This window comes from Lysobacter sp. N42, from assembly GCF_004344885.1.
Window position 1 is genome coordinate 198115 of sequence record NZ_SKFB01000002.1, and the last position, 20424, is coordinate 218538.

General features: G+C 45.1%; 22 protein-coding genes. 3 read left to right on the forward strand and 19 right to left on the reverse strand.

Annotation, left to right across the window (positions count from 1 at the left end):
• Positions 1-79: 79 nt before the first annotated feature.
• The 18 genes from EYQ95_RS06160 to EYQ95_RS06245 form a co-directional block, all read right to left on the reverse strand.
• The gene (locus tag EYQ95_RS06160; RefSeq protein WP_111915033.1) at positions 80-898 is read right to left on the reverse strand and encodes a flagellin domain-containing protein; all 819 of its coding nucleotides are present in this window, start codon (positions 896-898) and stop codon (positions 80-82) included.
• Between the two features lie 445 nt (positions 899-1343).
• On the reverse strand, positions 1344-2165 hold the full coding sequence (locus EYQ95_RS06165) for a flagellin (RefSeq protein ID WP_111915034.1): 822 nt from the start codon (positions 2163-2165) through the stop codon (positions 1344-1346).
• Between the two features lie 310 nt (positions 2166-2475).
• Positions 2476-3294, reverse strand: coding sequence for a flagellin (locus tag EYQ95_RS06170; RefSeq protein WP_111915035.1), 819 nt, complete (start codon positions 3292-3294; stop codon positions 2476-2478).
• Between the two features lie 205 nt (positions 3295-3499).
• Positions 3500-3919, reverse strand: a complete 420-nt coding sequence (locus tag EYQ95_RS06175) for a hypothetical protein (RefSeq protein ID WP_111915036.1) — start codon at positions 3917-3919, stop codon at positions 3500-3502.
• A 300-nt stretch (positions 3920-4219) separates the two neighbouring features.
• Entirely contained in the window at positions 4220-5047 is an 828-nt protein-coding gene (locus EYQ95_RS06180; RefSeq protein WP_111915037.1) for a flagellin, read from the reverse strand.
• A gap of 217 nt (positions 5048-5264) precedes the next feature.
• Positions 5265-6500 carry a flagellar hook-associated protein FlgL gene (gene flgL, locus EYQ95_RS06185; RefSeq protein WP_111915038.1) on the reverse strand — a complete coding sequence of 412 codons (1236 nt, stop codon included), beginning with the start codon at positions 6498-6500 and terminating at the stop codon, positions 5265-5267.
• A 6-nt stretch (positions 6501-6506) separates the two neighbouring features.
• A complete protein-coding gene (gene flgK, locus EYQ95_RS06190; protein ID WP_111915039.1) occupies positions 6507-8516 on the reverse strand; it encodes a flagellar hook-associated protein FlgK in 2010 nt (669 codons plus the stop codon).
• A 13-nt stretch (positions 8517-8529) separates the two neighbouring features.
• Positions 8530-9561 (reverse strand): flagellar assembly peptidoglycan hydrolase FlgJ, encoded by a 1032-nt coding sequence (gene flgJ, locus EYQ95_RS06195; protein WP_111915040.1) that lies wholly within the window; start codon positions 9559-9561, stop codon positions 8530-8532.
• A gap of 27 nt (positions 9562-9588) precedes the next feature.
• A complete protein-coding gene (locus EYQ95_RS06200; RefSeq protein WP_111915652.1) occupies positions 9589-10701 on the reverse strand; it encodes a flagellar basal body P-ring protein FlgI in 1113 nt (370 codons plus the stop codon).
• Positions 10702-10726: 25 nt separating this feature from the next.
• Entirely contained in the window at positions 10727-11410 is a 684-nt protein-coding gene (flgH, locus tag EYQ95_RS06205) for a flagellar basal body L-ring protein FlgH (RefSeq protein ID WP_111915041.1), read from the reverse strand.
• Positions 11411-11426: 16 nt separating this feature from the next.
• Complete coding sequence (flgG, locus tag EYQ95_RS06210; protein WP_111915042.1) at positions 11427-12215, reverse strand: flagellar basal-body rod protein FlgG; 789 nt, start codon at positions 12213-12215, stop codon at positions 11427-11429.
• 50 nt (positions 12216-12265) lie between these two features.
• Positions 12266-13009 (reverse strand): flagellar basal-body rod protein FlgF, encoded by a 744-nt coding sequence (flgF, locus tag EYQ95_RS06215; protein ID WP_111915043.1) that lies wholly within the window; start codon positions 13007-13009, stop codon positions 12266-12268.
• Between the two features lie 162 nt (positions 13010-13171).
• Positions 13172-14503: a flagellar hook protein FlgE gene (flgE, locus tag EYQ95_RS06220; protein ID WP_111915044.1), complete on the reverse strand. Its 1332-nt coding sequence runs from the start codon at positions 14501-14503 to the stop codon at positions 13172-13174.
• A 28-nt stretch (positions 14504-14531) separates the two neighbouring features.
• Entirely contained in the window at positions 14532-15218 is a 687-nt protein-coding gene (locus tag EYQ95_RS06225) for a flagellar hook assembly protein FlgD (protein WP_111915045.1), read from the reverse strand.
• 20 nt (positions 15219-15238) lie between these two features.
• On the reverse strand, positions 15239-15685 hold the full coding sequence (flgC, locus tag EYQ95_RS06230; RefSeq protein WP_111915046.1) for a flagellar basal body rod protein FlgC: 447 nt from the start codon (positions 15683-15685) through the stop codon (positions 15239-15241).
• 2 nt (positions 15686-15687) lie between these two features.
• Positions 15688-16083: a flagellar basal body rod protein FlgB gene (flgB, locus tag EYQ95_RS06235; RefSeq protein ID WP_111915047.1), complete on the reverse strand. Its 396-nt coding sequence runs from the start codon at positions 16081-16083 to the stop codon at positions 15688-15690.
• 144 nt (positions 16084-16227) lie between these two features.
• Positions 16228-17061 (reverse strand): protein-glutamate O-methyltransferase CheR, encoded by an 834-nt coding sequence (locus EYQ95_RS06240; RefSeq protein WP_111915048.1) that lies wholly within the window; start codon positions 17059-17061, stop codon positions 16228-16230.
• Between the two features lie 24 nt (positions 17062-17085).
• Positions 17086-18039 (reverse strand): chemotaxis protein CheV, encoded by a 954-nt coding sequence (locus EYQ95_RS06245; RefSeq protein ID WP_111915049.1) that lies wholly within the window; start codon positions 18037-18039, stop codon positions 17086-17088.
• Between the two features lie 254 nt (positions 18040-18293).
• Here EYQ95_RS06245 and flgA point away from each other — a divergent pair, with 254 nt between their 5' ends.
• From flgA to EYQ95_RS06260, 3 genes are all read left to right on the forward strand, one after another.
• Complete coding sequence (flgA, locus tag EYQ95_RS06250; RefSeq protein WP_111915050.1) at positions 18294-19010, forward strand: flagellar basal body P-ring formation chaperone FlgA; 717 nt, start codon at positions 18294-18296, stop codon at positions 19008-19010.
• Between the two features lie 98 nt (positions 19011-19108).
• Positions 19109-19447 carry a flagellar biosynthesis anti-sigma factor FlgM gene (gene flgM / locus EYQ95_RS06255; RefSeq protein WP_111915051.1) on the forward strand — a complete coding sequence of 113 codons (339 nt, stop codon included), beginning with the start codon at positions 19109-19111 and terminating at the stop codon, positions 19445-19447.
• Positions 19448-19450: 3 nt separating this feature from the next.
• A complete protein-coding gene (locus EYQ95_RS06260) occupies positions 19451-19873 on the forward strand; it encodes a flagella synthesis protein FlgN (RefSeq protein ID WP_111915052.1) in 423 nt (140 codons plus the stop codon).
• Positions 19874-19916: 43 nt separating this feature from the next.
• On the opposite strand, the gene EYQ95_RS06265 is transcribed toward EYQ95_RS06260, so the two are convergent.
• Positions 19917-20390: an LPP20 family lipoprotein gene (locus tag EYQ95_RS06265; RefSeq protein WP_111915653.1), complete on the reverse strand. Its 474-nt coding sequence runs from the start codon at positions 20388-20390 to the stop codon at positions 19917-19919.
• Positions 20391-20424: the final 34 nt, after the last annotated feature.

Below are 20424 nucleotides of genomic sequence, written 5' to 3' on the forward strand. Positions count from 1 at the left end.
CCCAACTGCAACTAGTGCTGGCAGCTATCTATTAAACTATAACGAGTATAGTTTAAATAGAATAGCTGCTACGCATTACTTATCCTAAAAGGCTCAATGCTGCCTGAGGACGCTGGTTAGCCTGGCTCAATACAGACAGTGAAGACTGCTGAATGATCTGGCTACGCGTTAACTCAGCTGTTTCTGCTGCAAAGTCAGTGTCTTGGATACGTGAACGAGCACCAGTTACGTTTTCGCTGATGTTAGTCAAGTTACGAATCGTAGACTGGAAGCGGTTTTGAATCGCACCAAGATCCGCACGCTCAGAACCAATTGTCGAAATAGCGTTGTCAATTGTATCTAGCGCAGAAGACGCTGAAGCAGTAGATGAAACGCTAACATCGTTAATACCAAGACCAGTCGCGTTGAACTGCTGGCTCAATGTAATTGAAATATCTTGACCTGAGTTTGCACCCACCAAGAACTTCTCAGAGAAGTTACCGTCAAGCAATTTCTTGCCTGCGAACTCAGTGTTAGAAGCGATACGGTTAATTTCTGTTTTCAGTGCTGACACTTCTTTTTGAAGTGCTGCACGGTCAGCAGTTGAATTGATACCGTTTTGTGACTGAACAGCCAACTGACGAATACGTTGAAGTGAAGTGGTCACCTCTTGTAATGCGCCTTCTGCAGTTTGAGCTACAGAGATACCGTCTTGAGCGTTACGAACCGCTTGGTTCAAACCCATGATTTGAGAAGTCATACGGTTTGTAATCTGAAGACCTGCTGCATCGTCAGCTGCGCTGTTGATGCGGAAACCAGATGACAAACGTTCAAATGCAGTACCAAGTTGGTTGCCTACATTATTAAGGTTACGTTGTGCATTCAAAGATGACACGTTCGTGTTTACGTAAAGTGACATAATTGTCTCCTTTAACAAGCTAAGCTTGTTTGCCGTTTCAAATAACTTAACCGTCAAAATAACAGTTAAGGTTCCCCTACATCTGAATGTATCGGCACGCAAAAAAGACACTTGAGGAAAATTTTCGCTTTTTTGGCAATTTTTTTCCGAATTACGGCAATTGTTGCCGTAACTACTTGAGAATTAATAAACTTTACTGAGTAAAAAATACACAGAAAATTGCGCAAAGTGTTAAAATAACAGCGTGATAAGGCTTAAAACGAAAAAAATCACTCAATTTAGAAAGTTGGCACGTGTTTCGCTTAAAGATAGATGTCTGATAGGAAATTGACGACGAACATGTGAAATAGACAAATATTTGACGACTGTCTGCTGGCTGATCCGGGTGCCCCCCTACAACCTCCTTTCTCGGGTCAGCCAGTTCTTTTTTGAACTACCTTTTGAATTACCCAAGTAAACGAAGTACCAATTCCGGCAAACGATTCGCCTGCGACAGTATTGAAATGCTCGCTTGTTGCATAATCTGCATGCGTGTCATTTCCGCTACTTCTTTAGCAAAGTCAGTGTCGCGAATACGCGAGCGCGCGCCCGTGATTTGTTCTTGGTTTTGGCTTAAGGAACGAATTCTTGATTGAAAGCGATTTTGCAACGCACCCAAATCTGCACGAGCACCACCAATAGTTGATATAGCACCATCGATTCGATCGAGTAATGAAGAAGCTCCTGCAGTACTCGACACAGAAATATTGTTAAGGTTTAAGCCTGCCTTGCTAAAAGCTTGGTCAGTTAAATCAATGTCAATTGTTTGACCGGCATTGGCCCCAACCAAAAACGAAGCATTAAAGTTTCCATCTAAAAGTTTTTTACCTGCAAACTCAGTATTGCTAGAGATCCGATCCAGCTCTGTAGTCAGTTGGGTAACTTCTTTTTGCAGTGCAACTCGGTCTTGCGTGCTATACGTTCCGTTCTGAGCTTGTACCGCAAGTTGTCGAATACGCTGAAGTATCGTGGTGCTCTCTTGCAAAGCACCTTCTGCAACCTGTGCCACAGAAATACCGTCTTGTGCGTTGCGAACGCCCTGCGACAATCCTTGGATTTGAGAAGTAAGGCGAGTGCTAATTTGCAAACCTGCGGCATCGTCGGCTGCGGAATTGATACGGAAGCCAGAAGACAGGCGCTGCATACTTTTATCTAGCGCAAGACTAGACATGCCCAGCATACGCTGTGCACGTAAAGACGATAGATTTGTATTGATAAATAAACTCATGCCCCTGCCCCGCTATTGCGGACCTTTGATTTGCACAGTGCTGTCTCACCGTTCAAATCCCCTACGGTTATTATATCGTCAATTTGTCGGGTTGCTTTAATAGAATCGGCAAAAATTGCCGTATTTAGAGGTAAGTGTTTGCCGTCTAAAAAGAAAAATGCCAGGCCCGAAGGCCTGGCGAATATTCTCTGACGAGAGAGAGAATTTGGAGTCTGCCAGCTACTTGGGGTGCCCCCGGAGAAACCTCCTTCCCCAAGCAGCCGACTTCCAGGGTGGGGTTTCCCCCAAACTTAAGTCCTGCTGCTTACTCTTAACCTAGAAGAGATAGAGCTGCCTGAGGACGCTGGTTCGCCTGACTCAGAACGGTCAAGCTAGCCTGCTGCATGATCTGGCCACGAGTTAACTCGGCAGTTTCTGCAGCGAAGTCAGTGTCACGAATACGTGAACGAGCACCTGAAACGTTTTCACTGATGTTAGTCAGGTTACGAATCGTAGACTGGAAGCGGTTTTGAATCGCACCAAGGTCTGCACGCTCTGCACCGATAGTTGAAATCGCATTATCAATAGTGTCTAGCGCAGATGACGCTGACGCAGTTGATGAAACACTCAAGTCATTGATACCTAAACCTGAAGCTGAAAAGTCCTGGCTCAAAGTGATTGAGATATTCTGGTTAGCGTTTGCACCAACAAGGAATTGCTCTGAGAAGTTACCATCAAGTAATTTCTTACCAGCAAACTCAGTTGTAGACGCGATGCGACTGATCTCTGTTTTAAGAGCCGATACTTCTTTTTGAAGTGCAGCACGGTCAGCAGTTGAGTTGATACCGTTTTGAGATTGAACAGCCAACTGACGAATACGTTGAAGTGAAGTGGTCACCTCTTGTAATGCACCTTCTGCAGTTTGAGCTACAGAGATACCGTCCTGAGCATTACGAACCGCTTGGTTCAAACCCATGATTTGTGAAGTCATGCGGTTAGTGATTTGCAAACCCGCAGCGTCATCGGCCGCACTGTTAATACGGAAACCTGATGACAAACGCTCAAAAGAGGTAGTTAGTGAGTTGCTTGAGTTCATTAACTGGCGCTGACCATTTAATGAAGAAACGTTAGTGTTTACATAAAGAGACATAAGTCCCCCTTCTTTTCGTTTGGCTCCCGTAAAGGGAAGAATCTGTGTGTTTTCTAGGGCATCTTCATGATGCTCACACAAGTTATCGGAAGGGGGTGGCAACTCTTTAGAAAAAAACGGCAATTTTTTGCCGCTTTGCCGCTTTTCTATAATTTATTGTTATTTTTCAGTGACTTAATCCATATATATTTTTTAAGCAAACAGCTTAATGGTTCTTCCCAGCGCCTTCTTCAGCTTGTAAATAGTACTGTTCGATACTAATTACACCGTCGTTCAATAAGCGTTGATAGACCATGCCAGCGAATGCGAATGTGTATTCGCCCAGTGCCAAAAAGACCGCAGGGGCGTCTTTATCTGAGTCGTCATATACCCATTGGCCGCCGTGAAATCTGCGGAAAACTTCTCCTACATACGCACCGAGCATATTACATACTGTGAAAATCAACTTCGAATCATGTAAATCTTCACTGTATTCAGAGCGAATAAGAAGAATCAGTTTGTCCACCTGTGCAACACTGCTCGCGCTTGAGTCCAGTTCTACTGAAAACTCTTCTTGAGCAAATCTAATTGCATCTTGTGCAGAGTCTCGCATTAGGGTTTCAAGTTCTTGCGTAGATATCGTCATGTGTTGTCCTTGATTCAAATTATTATGAAATCAGTTTATGAGGTATAGCTTCTGAATACAATTAAAGCGTCAACTTGGAAGTAAAATATAACGGCAAAACGAGAGACGGCAAATATTGCCACTTTTAAGCACTTAACAAGAAAATTCAAATGAAATGGGTATAACTGATAAAATTTAAAAATAGCAAGGGGCAAAAGTTGCCGTTTTTTAGTTAGGAATAAATACAAAAATGCCGGGCCTTCCTGGCCCGGCAATCTTGCCGTAACAAGAGAGCATTCCTTACTCTTTTTGGGAGTATTATTATCCCAACAGTGACAACGCTGCCTGAGGACGCTGATTTGCTTGTCCCAAGATAGTTGTACTTGCTTGCTGGATGATCTGGTAACGCGTCAGCTCTGCAGTTTCCTTCGCAAAGTCAGTATCCATGATGCGTGAACGCGCAGCCGTTACGTTTTCCGAAATATTGCTCAGGTTTCGGATAGTCGACTGGAAGCGGTTTTGGATAGCACCCAAGTCTGCGCGAGCTGCACCAATAGTAGAGATCGCGGTATCAATTTGGGTAAGCGCAGAAGCCGCGCCATCAAAAGAACTCACGCTAATGTCACCAATATTCAAGCCGCCCACACCAATTGAGAAGCCATTTCGAGACAAGTTAACTGAGATCGTTTGACCTGCATTCGCACCTACTAAGAAGCGCTCATTGTAAGTTCCGTCTAAAAGGCTCTTACCGGCGAACTGAGTGGTTGAAGCAATTCGGTTCAACTCGGTTTTTAGTGCCGACACTTCCTTTTGCAAAGCAACGCGGTCAGCCGTTGAGTTAATCCCGTTTTGTGCTTGAATCGCTAACTGGCGAATACGTTGTAGTGCATTCGTAGATTCTTGCAAGGCACCTTCAGCAACTTGTGCTACCGAAATACCGTCCTGCGCATTACGAACCGCCTGATTCAAACCCATGATCTGTGAAGTCATGCGGTTTGTGATTTGTAGGCCAGCCGCGTCATCCGCTGCACTGTTGATTCTGAAGCCTGAAGACAAGCGTTGGAAAGACTTATCTAACGCGTTGCTTGAGGTGATTAATTGTCGCTGAGCATTCAACGACGATACGTTGGTATTTACATATAAAGACATAACAGCTCTCTCCTGATTTCTCGTCAGATGTAAGGCTCTTTGCGGCCCTTTAATCATTATTTTGTTTGTACAATTAAGTTATCGGAGATATCTGTATTTTCTTTAGCCTTTTTCACCTATAAAACGTATAAAAACGAGGTTTATCTCATGTATTTACAATCAAACACAAAAAAAAGCCCTTAAACGGGCTTTTTGGTTTTAATCAAAAGTGTGCTTCCTATCGAATAAAGTCAAACAAACTCAATCTTGTAATTCGAGTAAAGGTCGCTTGAGCGGCCTGCAGCGAGACATCTTGTTTTGTAAGTTCAGTCATCGCCTCTGAGTAGTCGACATCGGCAATTTTCGAACGCGTTTCTCGGTTAGAAATTTCTTGATCGGCATTAGTTAAAAATGCATTTTCTAGAACTTGTAAACGACCACCGATTTTAGCTCGTGTAGAAGCCAATTGTGATTGCCCGCGATCTATATTCTCTAAAGCGTCATCTAGCTGAGACTGGAAGGTATCGGACGTAAGGCCCTCGGTTTCCAAGGTTTCAATGAAACGATCAATAGTAGTCACGACATTTTGAGTTGGCTCACTTAAACGAACTTCAATGCTATCGCCTGCTGCCAATGTTCCTTCTAAGTTCAACTCTATGCCTTCAAAAACCATAGGTTCGCCAGGTGTGTACGGAGTTGGGCCGCTTACGGAAGTCACAGGTGTTTGATTGATACGGAAAACTTCAATGTTGGTTCCGTCGAAGTCGATACGTAATGCATTGTCTGCTGGCGATTGAGTTTTGTCATATTGAGCTCCGTGGAAGCTATCAAAAGCATCACGATCAACCACACGAGCATTGATATCACTCACTCCGCCAGTACTGTCTGCAAATCTTAAAGTGCGATTCGCTTCGACATTTTGAAACGCTGAACTACCCGGCTCCAAACTGGTCACACGGAGCGAAGGAGAAAGCTGAACTTGGTTCCTTCCATCGTCTCCGTTGTAATCATAATTTCCAGTCACGGGGTTTTTACTAAACGACTCTGTACGCTTCTGGAAACCCGAAAATAGGTAGTCACCGTTCTCATCTTTAGAATTCATAAGTCCTAAAACTTCGTCACGAATTCCTTTCAGTTCTTCTGCCAAAGCTTTTCGGTCTTGCTCGTCGTAAACACCATTACCGGACTGAACCATTAGCACACGAGCCCGATCTAGACCGGTGGTAATACTACTGAAAACCGATTCACTTCTCTCCAAGCGATTTCTTAATAGGTTAGAATTACGCTGGAACTGCTCGTTTTGTGAAATACGATCGTCCAAACCCATAACTTGGGCTTTACCAACCGGGTCATCTGCAGGCGTAAGAATTTTAGTTTCACGAGCAATTTGGTTCTGCACATTCACAAGCTTGCGCTGTGCATCAAGCACCGCATCTAAACCTCTAGAATATAATTGGTTCGTTGGAATACGCATAATTTACTACCTCGTAGAATTCAGTAAGGTATCGAAAATTTGTTGAGCGATGGTAATAATTCTAGCCGACGCATTGTACGCCTGTTCATATTGAATAAGGTTTGCAGCTTCTTCTTCTAAGCTGACACCCGCACTCGACTCATAGAATTGTTTCGACTGTTCAAGCATAGCGCCAGAAACCACATCTGCAGTTCTTGCTTGCGAAACTTTATTACCTACGTCAGAAACCAAACGACCATAACCTTCAGTTAAAGTCATAGTGTTGTCTACCGTGATGCTTTCTGGGTTTCTGCGTAAAACACGTTCTCTTTGCAGTTCTGCTAAGGCCAACCCGTTACTGTTGTCGTTAATGGCCCCAGTATTGTATTCAATTGTGAACACATCGCCCGCATTAGGCTTTCCTTTTAAGCTAACTTCATAGTCTGCGTTGCCTAGTGCAGGTATTTGACCAAATAAATCGTTCATATCAGCAGTGTTATGAGTAATCACGGTACCGTCGTTTTGAACGATTTCTAGATTATGCTGCCCTGCGGTAAAGCCCAAGTAATTGATTTGTACCGGAGCCGCATTACTCAAAGCATTACCAGTAAAGAAGTTTCCAGTAGCAGATAAACCTTCTAGCTCTAATGTTCCTTGACCGCCATTATTCGCATTATCAGTGACGCGAACCGGAGACGCTAATGCAATGTCTTCAGGGCGAGTAAACGCAAGCTGAATATTGTCAGCAGCATTTTTAGTAGGCTTAACCAAGAACCGATCGCCTGCAGCGAAGGTACCGCCGGCAAAATCAATCGTTAAACCGAAGTCTTCACCACCGCCATTTGGTGGTGTAACGGTGTACGTTGGATAGTCACCTGGGTTACCAATGATGTCACCGTTGTAGTCTACTGGCATCACACGATAGGTATTGGCGGTTAGCATTTCTATTTCGAAATTATTCGCGACCAATTTGTCGAGTTCGCCTGCAACTAAGTTCACATTAACCTGTTGGTTCGTTCCCGTATTGGCTGGAAATGGAACACCTGAAACTTGCGACCCATTGAAGGAAAACATGGGTGAACCTAATTCATCGTCAAGGTCCATACCAAGCTGCTGCTGTTCATTAATAGCGTCTGCGAAGCCCAACGCGAGTTGACCTAACTTCATCTGTGTAGGCTCAAGAACCTCAGCTCGATAGGCAAGTAAACCACCCAGCTGACCACCAACTTTAAGTTCATCAATACCTTGCTCTAATAGGTTTCCGCCTGATCGAATCTGCGCGACAAGCTCTGGTCTGTCTTGGTCTGGCTCACCTTTCAACGCCATCAAGTTGTATGTGCCGTCTTCTAAAACTAAGGCTTGCCCTGTAGAAAGGTTTACTCGTAAGCGACCATTTTCATCTTCCAAAGTGGAAACGTTCACCAACTCCGAAAGTTCACGAATTTTTTCATCGCGTTCATTAAGTAGAGTGTGTCTCTCACCGGAAGATGCGTTCTGACGAATAAAGTCGAGTTGCTTATTAATGTCACCAATCGACTGCGCCAATGTATTGGCTTTAGACACAGTAAGCTCTAGCTTTTCATTGAATAACCGTTGTTGGTTATTCAGGTAGCTATTCATATCTTTAATCTGAGCTAATGTAGAATCAGCTTGCCCTAAAACTAAGTCGCGCTGTGTAATAGAAGCAGGGTCGTCGTTAAGATCCTGCATCATCGCAAAAAACTTAGTAATGGCAGAGTTAATGTTAGCCTCGTCATTACCCAACATAGTGTCTACTTTGCCAGACTCTTCTAAAAATGATTTGGTGTAGCCGTTTCTAGAAGTATCTGTCCAATACTGACGCTGGGTAAACTTGTCCAGCAAACGCTCTACTTCAACTCGGTTGATGCCGCCACCAAATGGCGACTCTTGGTATACAGAACGCTCTCGTACATAACCAGGCGTATTGATATTGGCAATGTTATTACCGGTAACCTGCAACGAACGCTGATGACCTTGCGTAGCCTGTGTTCCAATTCTGATTAAATCAAATGACATAAGACAACCTCACTCACAAGCCAAACTGTTCGCGGATCATTTGCATCGCATCGCTGTTCATAATGCGCTTCAACTTGTTCGCATACTCTGGGTCGGTGGCATAACCTGCGTCCTGCAAACCTTCCACAAATCGAATTGCGTCACGCCCTGCTTCCAACGCCTGTTCATAGCGCGGGTTACTCTGTAGGAAGTTGACGTAATCTCTAAAGCTTTCCGCAACCGACTGATAAGCTCTAAACTGAGCCTGCTCAGAACGAGCAACCGTTCCATCGAATTCAACGGTTCTTGTCGCGGCACGATCACCGTCCCAACTGCGATCAGCTTTGATATTAAATACGTTATTACTCGATTCACCGTCTGAGCGAGGGACAACATATCTTCCCCATCCAGTCTCTAGCGCAGCTTGAGCTAATACTGGTAAAGCCGAAATATTTGCCTCGTCAGCTGCTTGCTGTGCATACGGAGCAAGGCGTTCTAAAAACGCTACAGGATCTCCTGCCTGCCAAGCGTCGCCATTTTCAGTTAGACGAAGTGAAGACACACGAGCAGGTGTCGGTTCATCTTGGTCATAACGCTCAACATAATTACTTCTTTCATTCTGGTTGCTTTGCATCGGTGCTGGGCTATTAGCGAACTGTCGAGTTCGCGCTAACTGCTCACCGAATGAAGCCGTTGGCAGTAATTCCGCTGGGGTGTACTGGTCATTACCTTGCGGACTTAACTGTTGCACAATCAAGTCAGCAAGCCCTAAGCTTCCTGATTGCGAGAGCTCTACCGCCATTTGCTGATCCTGCATATCCTGGTAGAACTTGGTGTACTGCGTGTTCAGAGGGTTACCTTCGGCAAATACTTCATTTGCCGAACGCATGCTCGATAATAGTTGATTCATGAATATCGATTCAAAGTGCTTTGCGGCCTCGCGTAATGCGCTCTGATCGTTTTGATTATTCAAACCACGGCTACGAAGCGAATCAAGTCCTTGCAAGTCGTGCACAAAACCTGCGCGCGCCTGCTCTAAGGTATGATTCGAAAGATTGTCGTTCATAGCATGGTCTCCACGAATATATCGCGATTAAATAATGATTAGCTCGCCGTCGATAGCGCCAGCTTGCTTCAGTGCTTCGAGCACGGCAATAATGTCGCCTGGAGCGGCACCAATCATGTTGATGGCATTAATAAGTTCATTCATAGACACGCCTGGGTCGAACCTAAACATGCGAGCATCTTCTTGCTCTACGATAATTTGCGAGTCTGGTGTTACCACTGTCTCACCTTCGCCAAATGGCTCAGGTTGGCTAACATCAAAGTCTTCAGTAATGGTGACTTGCAAGTTCCCATGGGCCACTGCAGCAGGATGTAAGCGAACGTTCTGACCGACAACAATGGTTCCTGTTCGGCTATTCACAACAATGCGCGCTGGTGCTTCACCTTGCTCCACCTGAATATTTTCAAGTGTCGACAAGTAGCTCACGCGTTGGCCAGGATCTCTTGGGGCAATAACGCGCACAGAAGCGGCGTCTACTGGAACAGCACTTTCTGGCCCAATTAAACCGTTAATCGCCTCTGCCATATAACGGGCAGTAGTGAAGTCAGGACGATTCAAATTAAAGGTGATGTAATCTGTGTGCGCGAAGCCAGTTTCTACTTCTCGCTCGACAATGGCACCATTAGGAATGCGGCCCACAGTAGGCGTGTTAATCACAATACTTGAACCATCTAAGCCCTGAGCACCAAAACCTCCAACCACAAGGTTGCCTTGTGCAACAGCATAAATTTCGCCATTAGCACCTTTTAGGTAGGTTTGTAATAACGTACCGCCTGCCAAACTTTCGGCGTCACCTACAGAAGACACAGTAATGTCTATCTGCTGACCTGGCTTAGCAAATGCAGGAAGTTCTGCATGCACAGCTACAGCTGCAACATTGTTTATTTGTGGTCGTTGGTCTGCAGGAAGGTTAATACCAAAGTTCCCAAGCATGGTCCTAAATGACTGGTCGGTAAACGGGGTTCGTTCGCCTGTACCTGGTAAGCCAACCACTAAGCCATAACCTAATAACTGGTTCGGGCGCACCCCTGCTACCGTAGCAATGTCTTTGATTCTTTGAGCTTGAGCCAAAGGCGTAATTACGCTAGAGGCTAAGAGCAGCAATGCCAATAGTCCTGCTTGCTTTTTTAGTTTGCGCATATAATTCAACATCGTTACAGCCCTCTTAGAATGGCCACCAAGGGCCATTAAAGAAACGGGTTAACCAGCCTTGACGCTGATTGTCTGCCAAACTACCCGTTCCTGAATATTCAATGCGTGCATTCGCAACTCGATTAGAAAGCACTGTATTTTCCGAGCTCACGTCTTGCGGACGAATAATGCCGGTTAGGCGAATATATTCTTCACCGTTGTTCAGCGTCAGCCACTTCTCACCACGCACAATAAGGTTTCCATTCGGTAATACGCGTATCACCGTTACGGTAATGTCACCCTCTAATGTATTGCTTTGGTCTGCCGAAGAATCGCCTTCAAAACTGCTACTGCCATCTAATGAAGCAGACAACGAATAGTCACGGAAAGTAAGTTCTTGGCCGGCAATCGTTGGTGTAGGCAGGTTAACGTTCGTCGCACGCGCTAAGTCCGTCGTTGCACTTTTAGAGGCAGACGTAGATTCTTGCAGTTGCACGGTAATAATGTCGCCGATGTCTCTGGCTTTAATGTCAGAGTACAAGCTGTTTTCAGGACCATTAAACAAAGAGCCATTGGGTGTCGCCGGCTCGACCACAGGCTCCGGGTTTGCCGGAGCATAATACGGGTCGTCAGGCATAGGTCGTGGCTGCGGTGAACTTGCACAAGCCAGCAACGACATTGCTAAGCAACACGCTGACATCAATTTAAGTATACGCATCACAACCTCACTCAACTTATAGCTGCTGAACTGCAAAGCCAATCATCTGGTCGACAGACGAGATTACTTTCGAGTTCATCTCATACACACGCTGCGACTCAATCAGATTAACCAGCTCTTCAGTTACATTTACATTCGACGTTTCGAGCGCACCTTGAGTGATACTACCCATACCATCTACACCTGGAATACCTTGTAGTGGAGCGCCACTAGAAGCCGTTTCTTTGAATAGGTTTTCACCCATAGGCTCTAAACCAGCTGGGTTAATAAATGAGGCCATATTAATTTGCCCCACAACCTGGTTACCGGCTTGTCCTGGCAATGTCACAGACACCTCACCGTCGCGGCTCACCGTTAGTGAAAGCGCATCTTCAGGCACGTTAATCGCGGGGTTCAAAGGATAACCCGCACCAGGGGTTACTATTTGGCCTTCATCGTTCAACGAGAATTGACCGTTACGGGTATATGAAATACTTCCGTCTGGCATTAAGATTTCAAAGAATCCTTTGCCGTTGATCATCATGTCCAGCGAGTTTTCAGTCGTAATCATATTGCCCTGACTGAAGTTCTTCTGCGTAGACACAACACGAGTACCCGCACCTAGCATCAAGCCAGAAGGTAATTCGGTGTCTTGTGTAGACTGGCCACCTGGCTGGTTAATGTTTTGGTACAGCAAGTCTTCGAAAATAGCTCGACTTTTCTTAAAGCCAATCGTACTTGCGTTCGCAAGGTTGTTTGACGTTACAGAAATGTCGCGTTGCTGTGCGTCAAGTCCTGTTTTACTGATCCATAATGCGGAATGCATAGTCCACCTCCGTCCTCGAATATCATGCGTAATTGTGCAATCAATTCAGGTTAGAAAATTCTCATCAATTGCTCAGAACGTTGGTCATTCTCTTGAGCGGTTTTCATCATTTTCACGTTGATTTCGTAGTTACGTTGCAACGAAATCATGTTTGTCATTTCCTCAATGGCGTTCACATTACTGCTCTCTATGGCGCCTTGCTCAATGCGAACAGTGCCGTCTGCAGGTGAAAGGCCACCGTCTTTCATTCGAAATAAACCGTCTTGCAACTTTTCTAAGTCACGGTTTACGGGATTAACCAACTTAATGCGGTCTACCGTTTCGATAACGTTTTCTGGCGCACCCTCTGGTCGAACAGATATCGTTCCGTCGTTACCAATAAATAACCCTGCGATAGGAACCGGTACAAAAATAGGACCATTTTCACCTAACACTGGTTGGCCGCTGCTAGTTTGCAGCATGCCGTTGGCGTCCATTTGCAAATTACCATTACGGGTATACGCTTCGTTCCCGTTGGCATCTGAAACCGCTAACCAACCCGGTCCACTAACTGCCACATCTAAGGCTCGGCCGGTAGTTCGGAATGCTCCATCGGCAAAGTTTTGCCCTGGTCGCTCGGTCATAGAAAACACGCGAGTGGGCAAGCCCTCGTTATAAGCCTGCATTGCACGCGCTTGTTGCAAATCTGCTTTAAAGCCCGTGGTATTGGCATTTGCTAGGTTGTTTGCACGCAAAGCAATGCCATTCATATTCTCTTTGGCACCGCTCATAGCGATATATAGCAAGTCATCCATACCTAAGTCCTCGACGAAAATTTGTCACTTTCCGCAAAAAAGAATGCGGCTAACAAATAAAATGCACAAAACATGCCAGAAATAGAAAGATGAGCGAAAATGAGGGGGATAAAAAAAACGCGCGGCCAAGCCGCGCGTCGCAGTGCTATCACTGCTGAAACATTAACGAACCTGAAGTACGGTTTGTTGTAACTGAGAATTTACTTCTAGTGCACGTGAGTTAGCCTGGAAGTTCTTCTGCGCAATAATCATGTCCACAAGTTCTTGGGTCAGATTTACATTAGAATTCTCCAGAGCTGAAGACTCAATAGCACCATAAACACCGCTATTCGCTTCACCGGCAATTGCTGTACCTGAATCAAGCGTTTCACGCCATTTCGTACTACCAATTTGCTCTAAACCTTGCTCGTTCGCGAAGTTAACCAAAGCAACACGACCTAAGAACTGAGTGTCACCGTTTGAATACGCGGCAGCAATCTGGCCAGACGCATCAACTTCAACACTCGTTAAGCGACCCACAGTAGTACCGTCTTGGTCTAAGCTAGTTACTTCGAAGTTTGAAGCATACTGTGAAGGAACAGTTGTACCCGTTTCATTCTGGAAATTAATTTGAATGTTTTGGCTGGTGTCCGCACCATTCGCTAACAACGCTGGTGTCATATCAAAGTCGACCGGCGGGAACGAAACCGCAGGCGGTGTAATTACAGGGTTACCGCTGGCATCAAAGGTAATACGTGTACCCACGTTACCTGCAGCACTGGTCGCACTTGGATCAGGTGTATTTAAGTCAACTTGCTGACCGTCAAATGTAGCGTATACATCCCATGTATTCGGGTCACGCTTCACAAAGTACATATTCACAATGTGAGATTCACCTAATGAATCGTACACAGTAGTTGAAGTTGACGAGTGATATGTAGACGGTACCGAAGGATCGAAGTTAGACGCACCTGGTGCAGTTTCCACGATAGGTGTTACACGAGCATCCACGTTCATTGCAGTATAAATGTTGCTTGTTTCACTAGGTGCACCTGCAACATCTGGAATACGTACTGGCTGCATCGTACTTACTGCAACAGATGTTGTATCACCAGAACGGCGGTCTACTGGGAATGTTTGCAGGAAGTTACCTTCGTTATCCACAATAAAATTGTTTGGATTCAGTTTAAAGTTACCTGCACGCGTATATGAAAGGTCTTGCGAAGTAATGCTAGGAGATGTCGCAAAAAATCCATTACCTTTAATCGCCATATCTAGCGCATTCTCGGTAAAATTTAACGTACCTTGAGCGAACTGTTGTGCTACCTGAGAGGTTAATGCACCGTCACCTGCTTTAGTACGGTTGTTCGAGAAAATTGACGACGCATAAACGTCAGCAAATTCCGCGCGAGACTGTTTAAAGCCCGTTGTTTTTACGTTCGCGATATTGTTCGCCGTTACGTCTAAGTCTTTCTGTGACGCGGCCATACCACTTAATGCAATATTAAAAGACATAAATCACCTCTTCTCTCTCGCGGAAGCTTTAGCCGCCGCTCGTAATTTGAATCACGTCTCTTAAATCAACGCGACCAATCGATTCTAAATTCAGGACAACGCCTTGGGCGCCACCCATGCTGACACTTTCAACAAACGCATAAGAAAGCGCTGGAAGTGCTTCCGCTTGTTCACCCATGCGTCCAGAAGCTTCAATGACATAATCGCCATTTGGCGCTTTCGAGCCGTCAGGTAAAGTACCGTCCCATTCAAACGTGTGCTGACCCTGTGGCATTTGTCCCATATTGACCGTGTGTACTACTTCGCCTACTTCATTTTTAATGCGAACGGTTACGTCTTGGCCGGTTTGTGGCAAAGAAACAATGCCCTCTACCGGTTTTTCACCGTCAAAGTAAGCTACATCGGAAGGAATCAAGACTTTCTGGCCTACTAAGCCTGAAGCCTGTAGTGCTTGATTCGACGTCATGCTCTCGGCAAAACCTCTGAATTCATCTGTAAGCTGAGTAATACCTTCAGCCATTGTGAAGTTCGTCATTTGCGCGATCATTTGATCGTTCTCTACGGGCTTCGTAGGATCTTGTTGCGCCATTTGCGACGTCAATAGCTTAAAAAAGTCTTCCTGGGAAAGCTTTTGGTCATTCGGATTAGCCGCTTGTGCGGTATCCTGCTCTCTCCAGTACAGCGACTCTACTGCAGCGTTCGATACATTATTCATCGGTTTTACTCCGCTTTAGACTATGCTCTCTGACCCATGCGAAGTGTGCGGCTTAATAACTGCTTTGCGGTATCCGCTAGCTGCACATTGGTTTGGTAAGAACGCGAAGCAGACATCATGTTCGCCATTTCTTCCATCACATTCACATTAGGCTTATATATATATCCGTTGTTGTCAGCCATCGGGTGGTTTGGTGAATATTCCATAACCAGTGGTTTCTGACTTTCAACAATTCCCAGTACCTGAACACCCATGCCGCCAGAATTTGCCATGCTTCCCTGACCAGGTTGGCCGTTTAAAGCTTGTTGCAACTGAGGCGCGAATACAGGATGACGTGCGCGATAAGTTTCACCTGCTGAGCTACTTACCGAGTTTGCATTCGCCAAGTTACTCGCCGTGGTATTTAAACGAACGCTTTGTGCACTCATTGCAGTGCCCGCTATGTCTAATACGTTATAAATACTCATCGTTATTGTCCTCCTAGCGCTTTCTTGACCCCAGATACTCGACTGTTTAGGAATTCAAGACTCGCTTGGTACTCTAATGCATTTCGTAGATACAAGTTTCGTTCCACCTGTACATCGACGGTGTTACCATCACCCGTATCTGGTTGATTTGGAACACGAAATTTCTCACCTTCAGGGCTTCTTAGTGTCACAGTGAAGTGTCTTTCGTGGGTTTGATTCAAGGAGAAGTCTTGCCGCTGTTGCGCGTTTGCCAGGGCAGTTCGAAAGTCAATATCTCGAGCTTTATAGCCTGGAGTGTCTGCGTTAGCGATATTACTAGCCAATACTTCCGCTCGCCGCTCTCTTACTAAAAGAGCGTCAGGATGTATACCTAGCGCGTTATTCATATTGATCGACATAAATTTGTCTCCTATGTAGCTACAGGAGATAAGAGCAATATTTATGCCAAGTTATGCACGTAAAATGTATTTTAGAAGGGAGAGATGTCTTCGCCGCAAAGCGGCAAACCTTGCCGCTTATTACCGGTTAGCAGAGTACAACGGTTAGGTTTTGCGGCGATACAAAATACCGGGGTTGCAACGAATCATTTCAAAGTCCTCATTAAGACCAGATATAGATTCAGATGCCCCAAGCATCAAATAGCCGTGAGGCTGCAAAGAAGAACGAATTTGCGTAAGAATTTTCTTTTTATTCTCAGGTGAGAAGTAAATAAGTACATTACGACAAAACACGATATCGAATTTTCCTAACAACGTGTAACTGTCGAGTAGATTCAAATGCCTAAAAGACACCATTTTGGTGACTTCTGCTTTCACACGCATTTTTTTGTCGTCGGCAGGCTCAAAGAAACGCTTTTGTCGTTCAGGCGTTAACCCCCTTGCGAGCGCTAACCCGTCGTACTCGGCTTTCTTCGACTGCTCCAACACCTTATTGGAAATGTCTGTACCCACGATATCTAGCCCTTGGGTTAAATGCCCTGGGTTTTTACTCTTGTATTCAAGAAAGCTCATGCCAATGGAATACGCTTCTTGACCAGACGACGATGCAGCAGACCATATTCTTAAAGGTCGCTTTAAGTCTTTAAAATCTGGAAATATTCGATTCTTGAGAAGCTCAAACGGGTAAACATCTCTGAACCAGAGCGTTTCGTTCGTAGTCATCGCGTCGAGTACAGCCGAACGCAGAGCGCGCTCACTGAATTGCATCGACTTTTTAACGAGCTCAGAAAGTGAGTCAATATTAAATTGATTCATTAACGGAGCTAGTCGACTTTTAACCAAGTAGAGCTTGTTCTCACCAAGCACGATACCGCACTGATGTTCCAAGAATTCTCGAAATTGGTCGTATTCGGTATTTCCTAATTCGCGATTCGACACGTACTGCAAACCAACCTATTTTGATTATTCAGAGACCGCAGCTGCTTCCACTTCAGGGCCTAGCCAACGCTTAACGGCACCTGCGAGTTCATCAGGGTGAAATTTCGCAATGAAGTCATCCGCCCCAACTTTCTTTATCATCGCCTGATTAAACACGCCACTCAAGGAAGTATGCAAGATAATATGCATATTTTTAAGATCAGGGTCAGCTTTTACTTCTGCTGTTAAGGTATACCCGTCCATCTCCGGCATTTCAATATCTGAAACCATTAATGGTACAACTTGGCTAATGTCACCCCCAATTTCATCTGCTTTGCTGCGCAGCCAGGTAAGTGCCTCTTTCCCGTTTTTCATGGTTTCCATCGGAATTCCTAACGGCTCTAGCGCCCGTTTTATCTGATTTCGGGCAACTGCTGAGTCGTCCGCGATAAGCAAGATAACCTTGCTCCAGTCGCGATCTCCGGTTGGCGCTGAGCGAAGCTCTTCGCTAATTTCGGTGTTGGCAGGTGAAATCTCCTCAAGGATTTTCTCGACGTCAATTATTTCTACCAACTCATTATCTATTTCTGTAACCGCAGTTAAGTAGCTTGTTTTACCAGCGCCTTTCGGTGGTGGCATAACATCTTCCCACTTAATGTTCACTATTCGCTCTACACCTTCAACCAAAAAGCCTTGGACCGACCGGTTGTATTCGGCGATTACAATAAAACGGTTCTGGATGTCTTCAATGCGCTTACCCGAGGTTGCCAAGCTTAAATCGATAACCGAGATGGCTTGTCCGCGAATATGCGCAACACCGCGAATAAACTTATTGCTATGGGGCATTGCGGTGAGCTTAGGGCACTGCAGCACTTCTCTTACTTTAAACACGTTTATACCAAAGCGCTGACGACCATGAAGTCTAAATAGCAAAAGCTCCAGTCGGTTTTGCCCCACTAATTGAGTTCTTTGGTTTACAGAATCAAGGATGCCAGCCATGGTGTTCTCCATTTTTTGCAATTCACCGCGCCAAAATTTTATCGGCACAGCCTTTGCATTAATTCTTAGCAGAAATAAGTAAATGTTTAATTTGCAGCAAAAAGTACCTTATTCATCGTCTTAAATGACGAAAACTTGACAGTAAGTTTCTTAGATTGGTGCTTTATCAGCCATCTCAGTCTGCATTTCAAAGTATTTTACTTAGTGTAGTTCAAAGTTTGATTAATAAAACAGCATTATAGAGGATCGAGATCATGAAAAAGCTAATCTTTTTGGTTTTCATTGTTTCAATACACTACTCGGTTCATGTTCGAGCACAAGATACAACAGTAAACGACGCGCATAACCTGGTGTCTGCGCAAGACATTACTGAGGCGGCAGAACAATATATTCGAGGTCAGTTAAACGAGAACAATGGGCGCATTGAAGTTGCAGCACATCGCCTCGACCCTCGCGCTCCAGAGCGCCACTGCGAACAGCCTCTAACAGTAGAATTGGCGAATAACCAAAATTTAGATCGACAAGCTACAGTTCAAGTCGCTTGTGCCGATAACATAAACAACTGGCGTATGTATGTGCCGGTAAGAATAGCACGCTTACAGCAAGTCTTAGTTGCCACCCGTACGTTAAGTAATGGTCATGTTATAAGTGCAAACGACTTTGAGATGCGAGAAGTAGACACCCAGCAATTAAGAGGTTCTACGTACACAGATTTGAGCACCATCATTGGCGCCAGGTTAAAACGCCGTGTACAAGCGTCTGAAGCCTTGCAAGCTCGCGATATGTGTTTTGTATGTAGAGGCGAGCAAGTCACCATTATTTCAGCTATCGGTAACTTAAGAATCGAAGCGACAGGTAGAGCACAACAAGACGCGGTATTGGGTGAAACCATTTCGGTGATTAACACCCGAAGCGAAAGACGTATTCAAGGGCGTGTATCAGGAACAGGACAAGTCACAATAAATCAATAGGTTATAAAACTTGCACAAAAAAGTTTTATTTTTTGTTAAAGTATTCAGTTCTCGCGCCGATAAACTGGCTGTAGAGGATCTATTGTAGGGGCAAAACAATGGCTATAGACAAGTTAAATTCAAATGTAAATCAAGCGCTGAACAATGCGCGTGCCGAGCAACAGTCTCGCGCAGCACAGCAAACGACACCCAATGCGACTAACGCTCCGCGTCAAGACGCAGTGTCTCTTACGCAAAACGCACAGCAGTTAACTCAGCTACAGCGTAAAGCGGCGAGCAACTCAGGTGTTGACCAAGAGAAAATTGATCGCATCAAGAAAGCAATTACAGACGGTTCTTACTCAATCGACGTGGAACGTTTGGCGACAAAGATTGCCTTCTTTGAAAGTGACATGTTTGGTGAAGAAGTATCTGAAGGATCTCGCGGTCGTCGTTAATATATGACAGCCCTAATCGACTTACTTCAATCTCAACTGGAACGCCTTCAAGCGATCCACCAGCTGCAAGAATCAGAAGTGAAAGCGCTCGAACAACGCGATGCCCCCGCGTTAGAGCGTATCACCACTGAAAAAACCGAACTTCTCTCCGCACTAGAAACAACCGATAAAACTCTAGCGGAGCATCCCGAACGCGCGCACCTGGAAGAAAGCCCAGACCTCATTACATTACGAGAAAAAATCGCTGAATTGCTTACACAAGTGCAAGCTCAGAACGAGGCGAACGGTCAGTTAGTTCGGCTTACGCTAGGCCGAATTCAAAACCTAAAACAGCAACTACAAACTGTTCATGGAGACAACGCCACAACCTATGACCAGAAAGGAAATACCCGAAGTGGGTTAAGTGGAAAAGGCATTAAAGCTTAACGCTCAATGCCTTTTGTAGGTTCTTATTCTGGGTGTTCTTACATTAGTAATAGATAACGTTTCTAACGCGCTGAGGGCGAGAAGTACTGATATAAAGGTTATGTACACGCTCGAAATCGATTCTTAACTCTGTTGCATAGTACTCACCGACAGGGTAACTGCGAACAACTTCTGCACCACGAATTAAGCCGCTTACTTGCGTGCGAAACGAGTCACTTTCGATAAGCATGTCACTTACCTGTGTTTGTCCGTCTAAATAAACGCCTTGAATTTGCTCTGCTAACTCACGATATGCTTCTAAGCGTGAAGCTCGAATGGCAAGCAAAATGCGTTCTTGTTCATTGTCAGACTGTTGATTAGCAACTGGCGCATAACCTGTTGCCGTCACTACAGGAAAGTCATCTGGTGTTTCTGTCGTGTATTCGACATGACGGGTCATGCTTGAACACCCTACCATTAAAGATAAGGCGACACCGCCTACTAGGGTTTGTAGTGTTTTTTTACGCCCTAATTTCATAGCTAACTCCCGTCTGAAATTCATGTGTACTCTT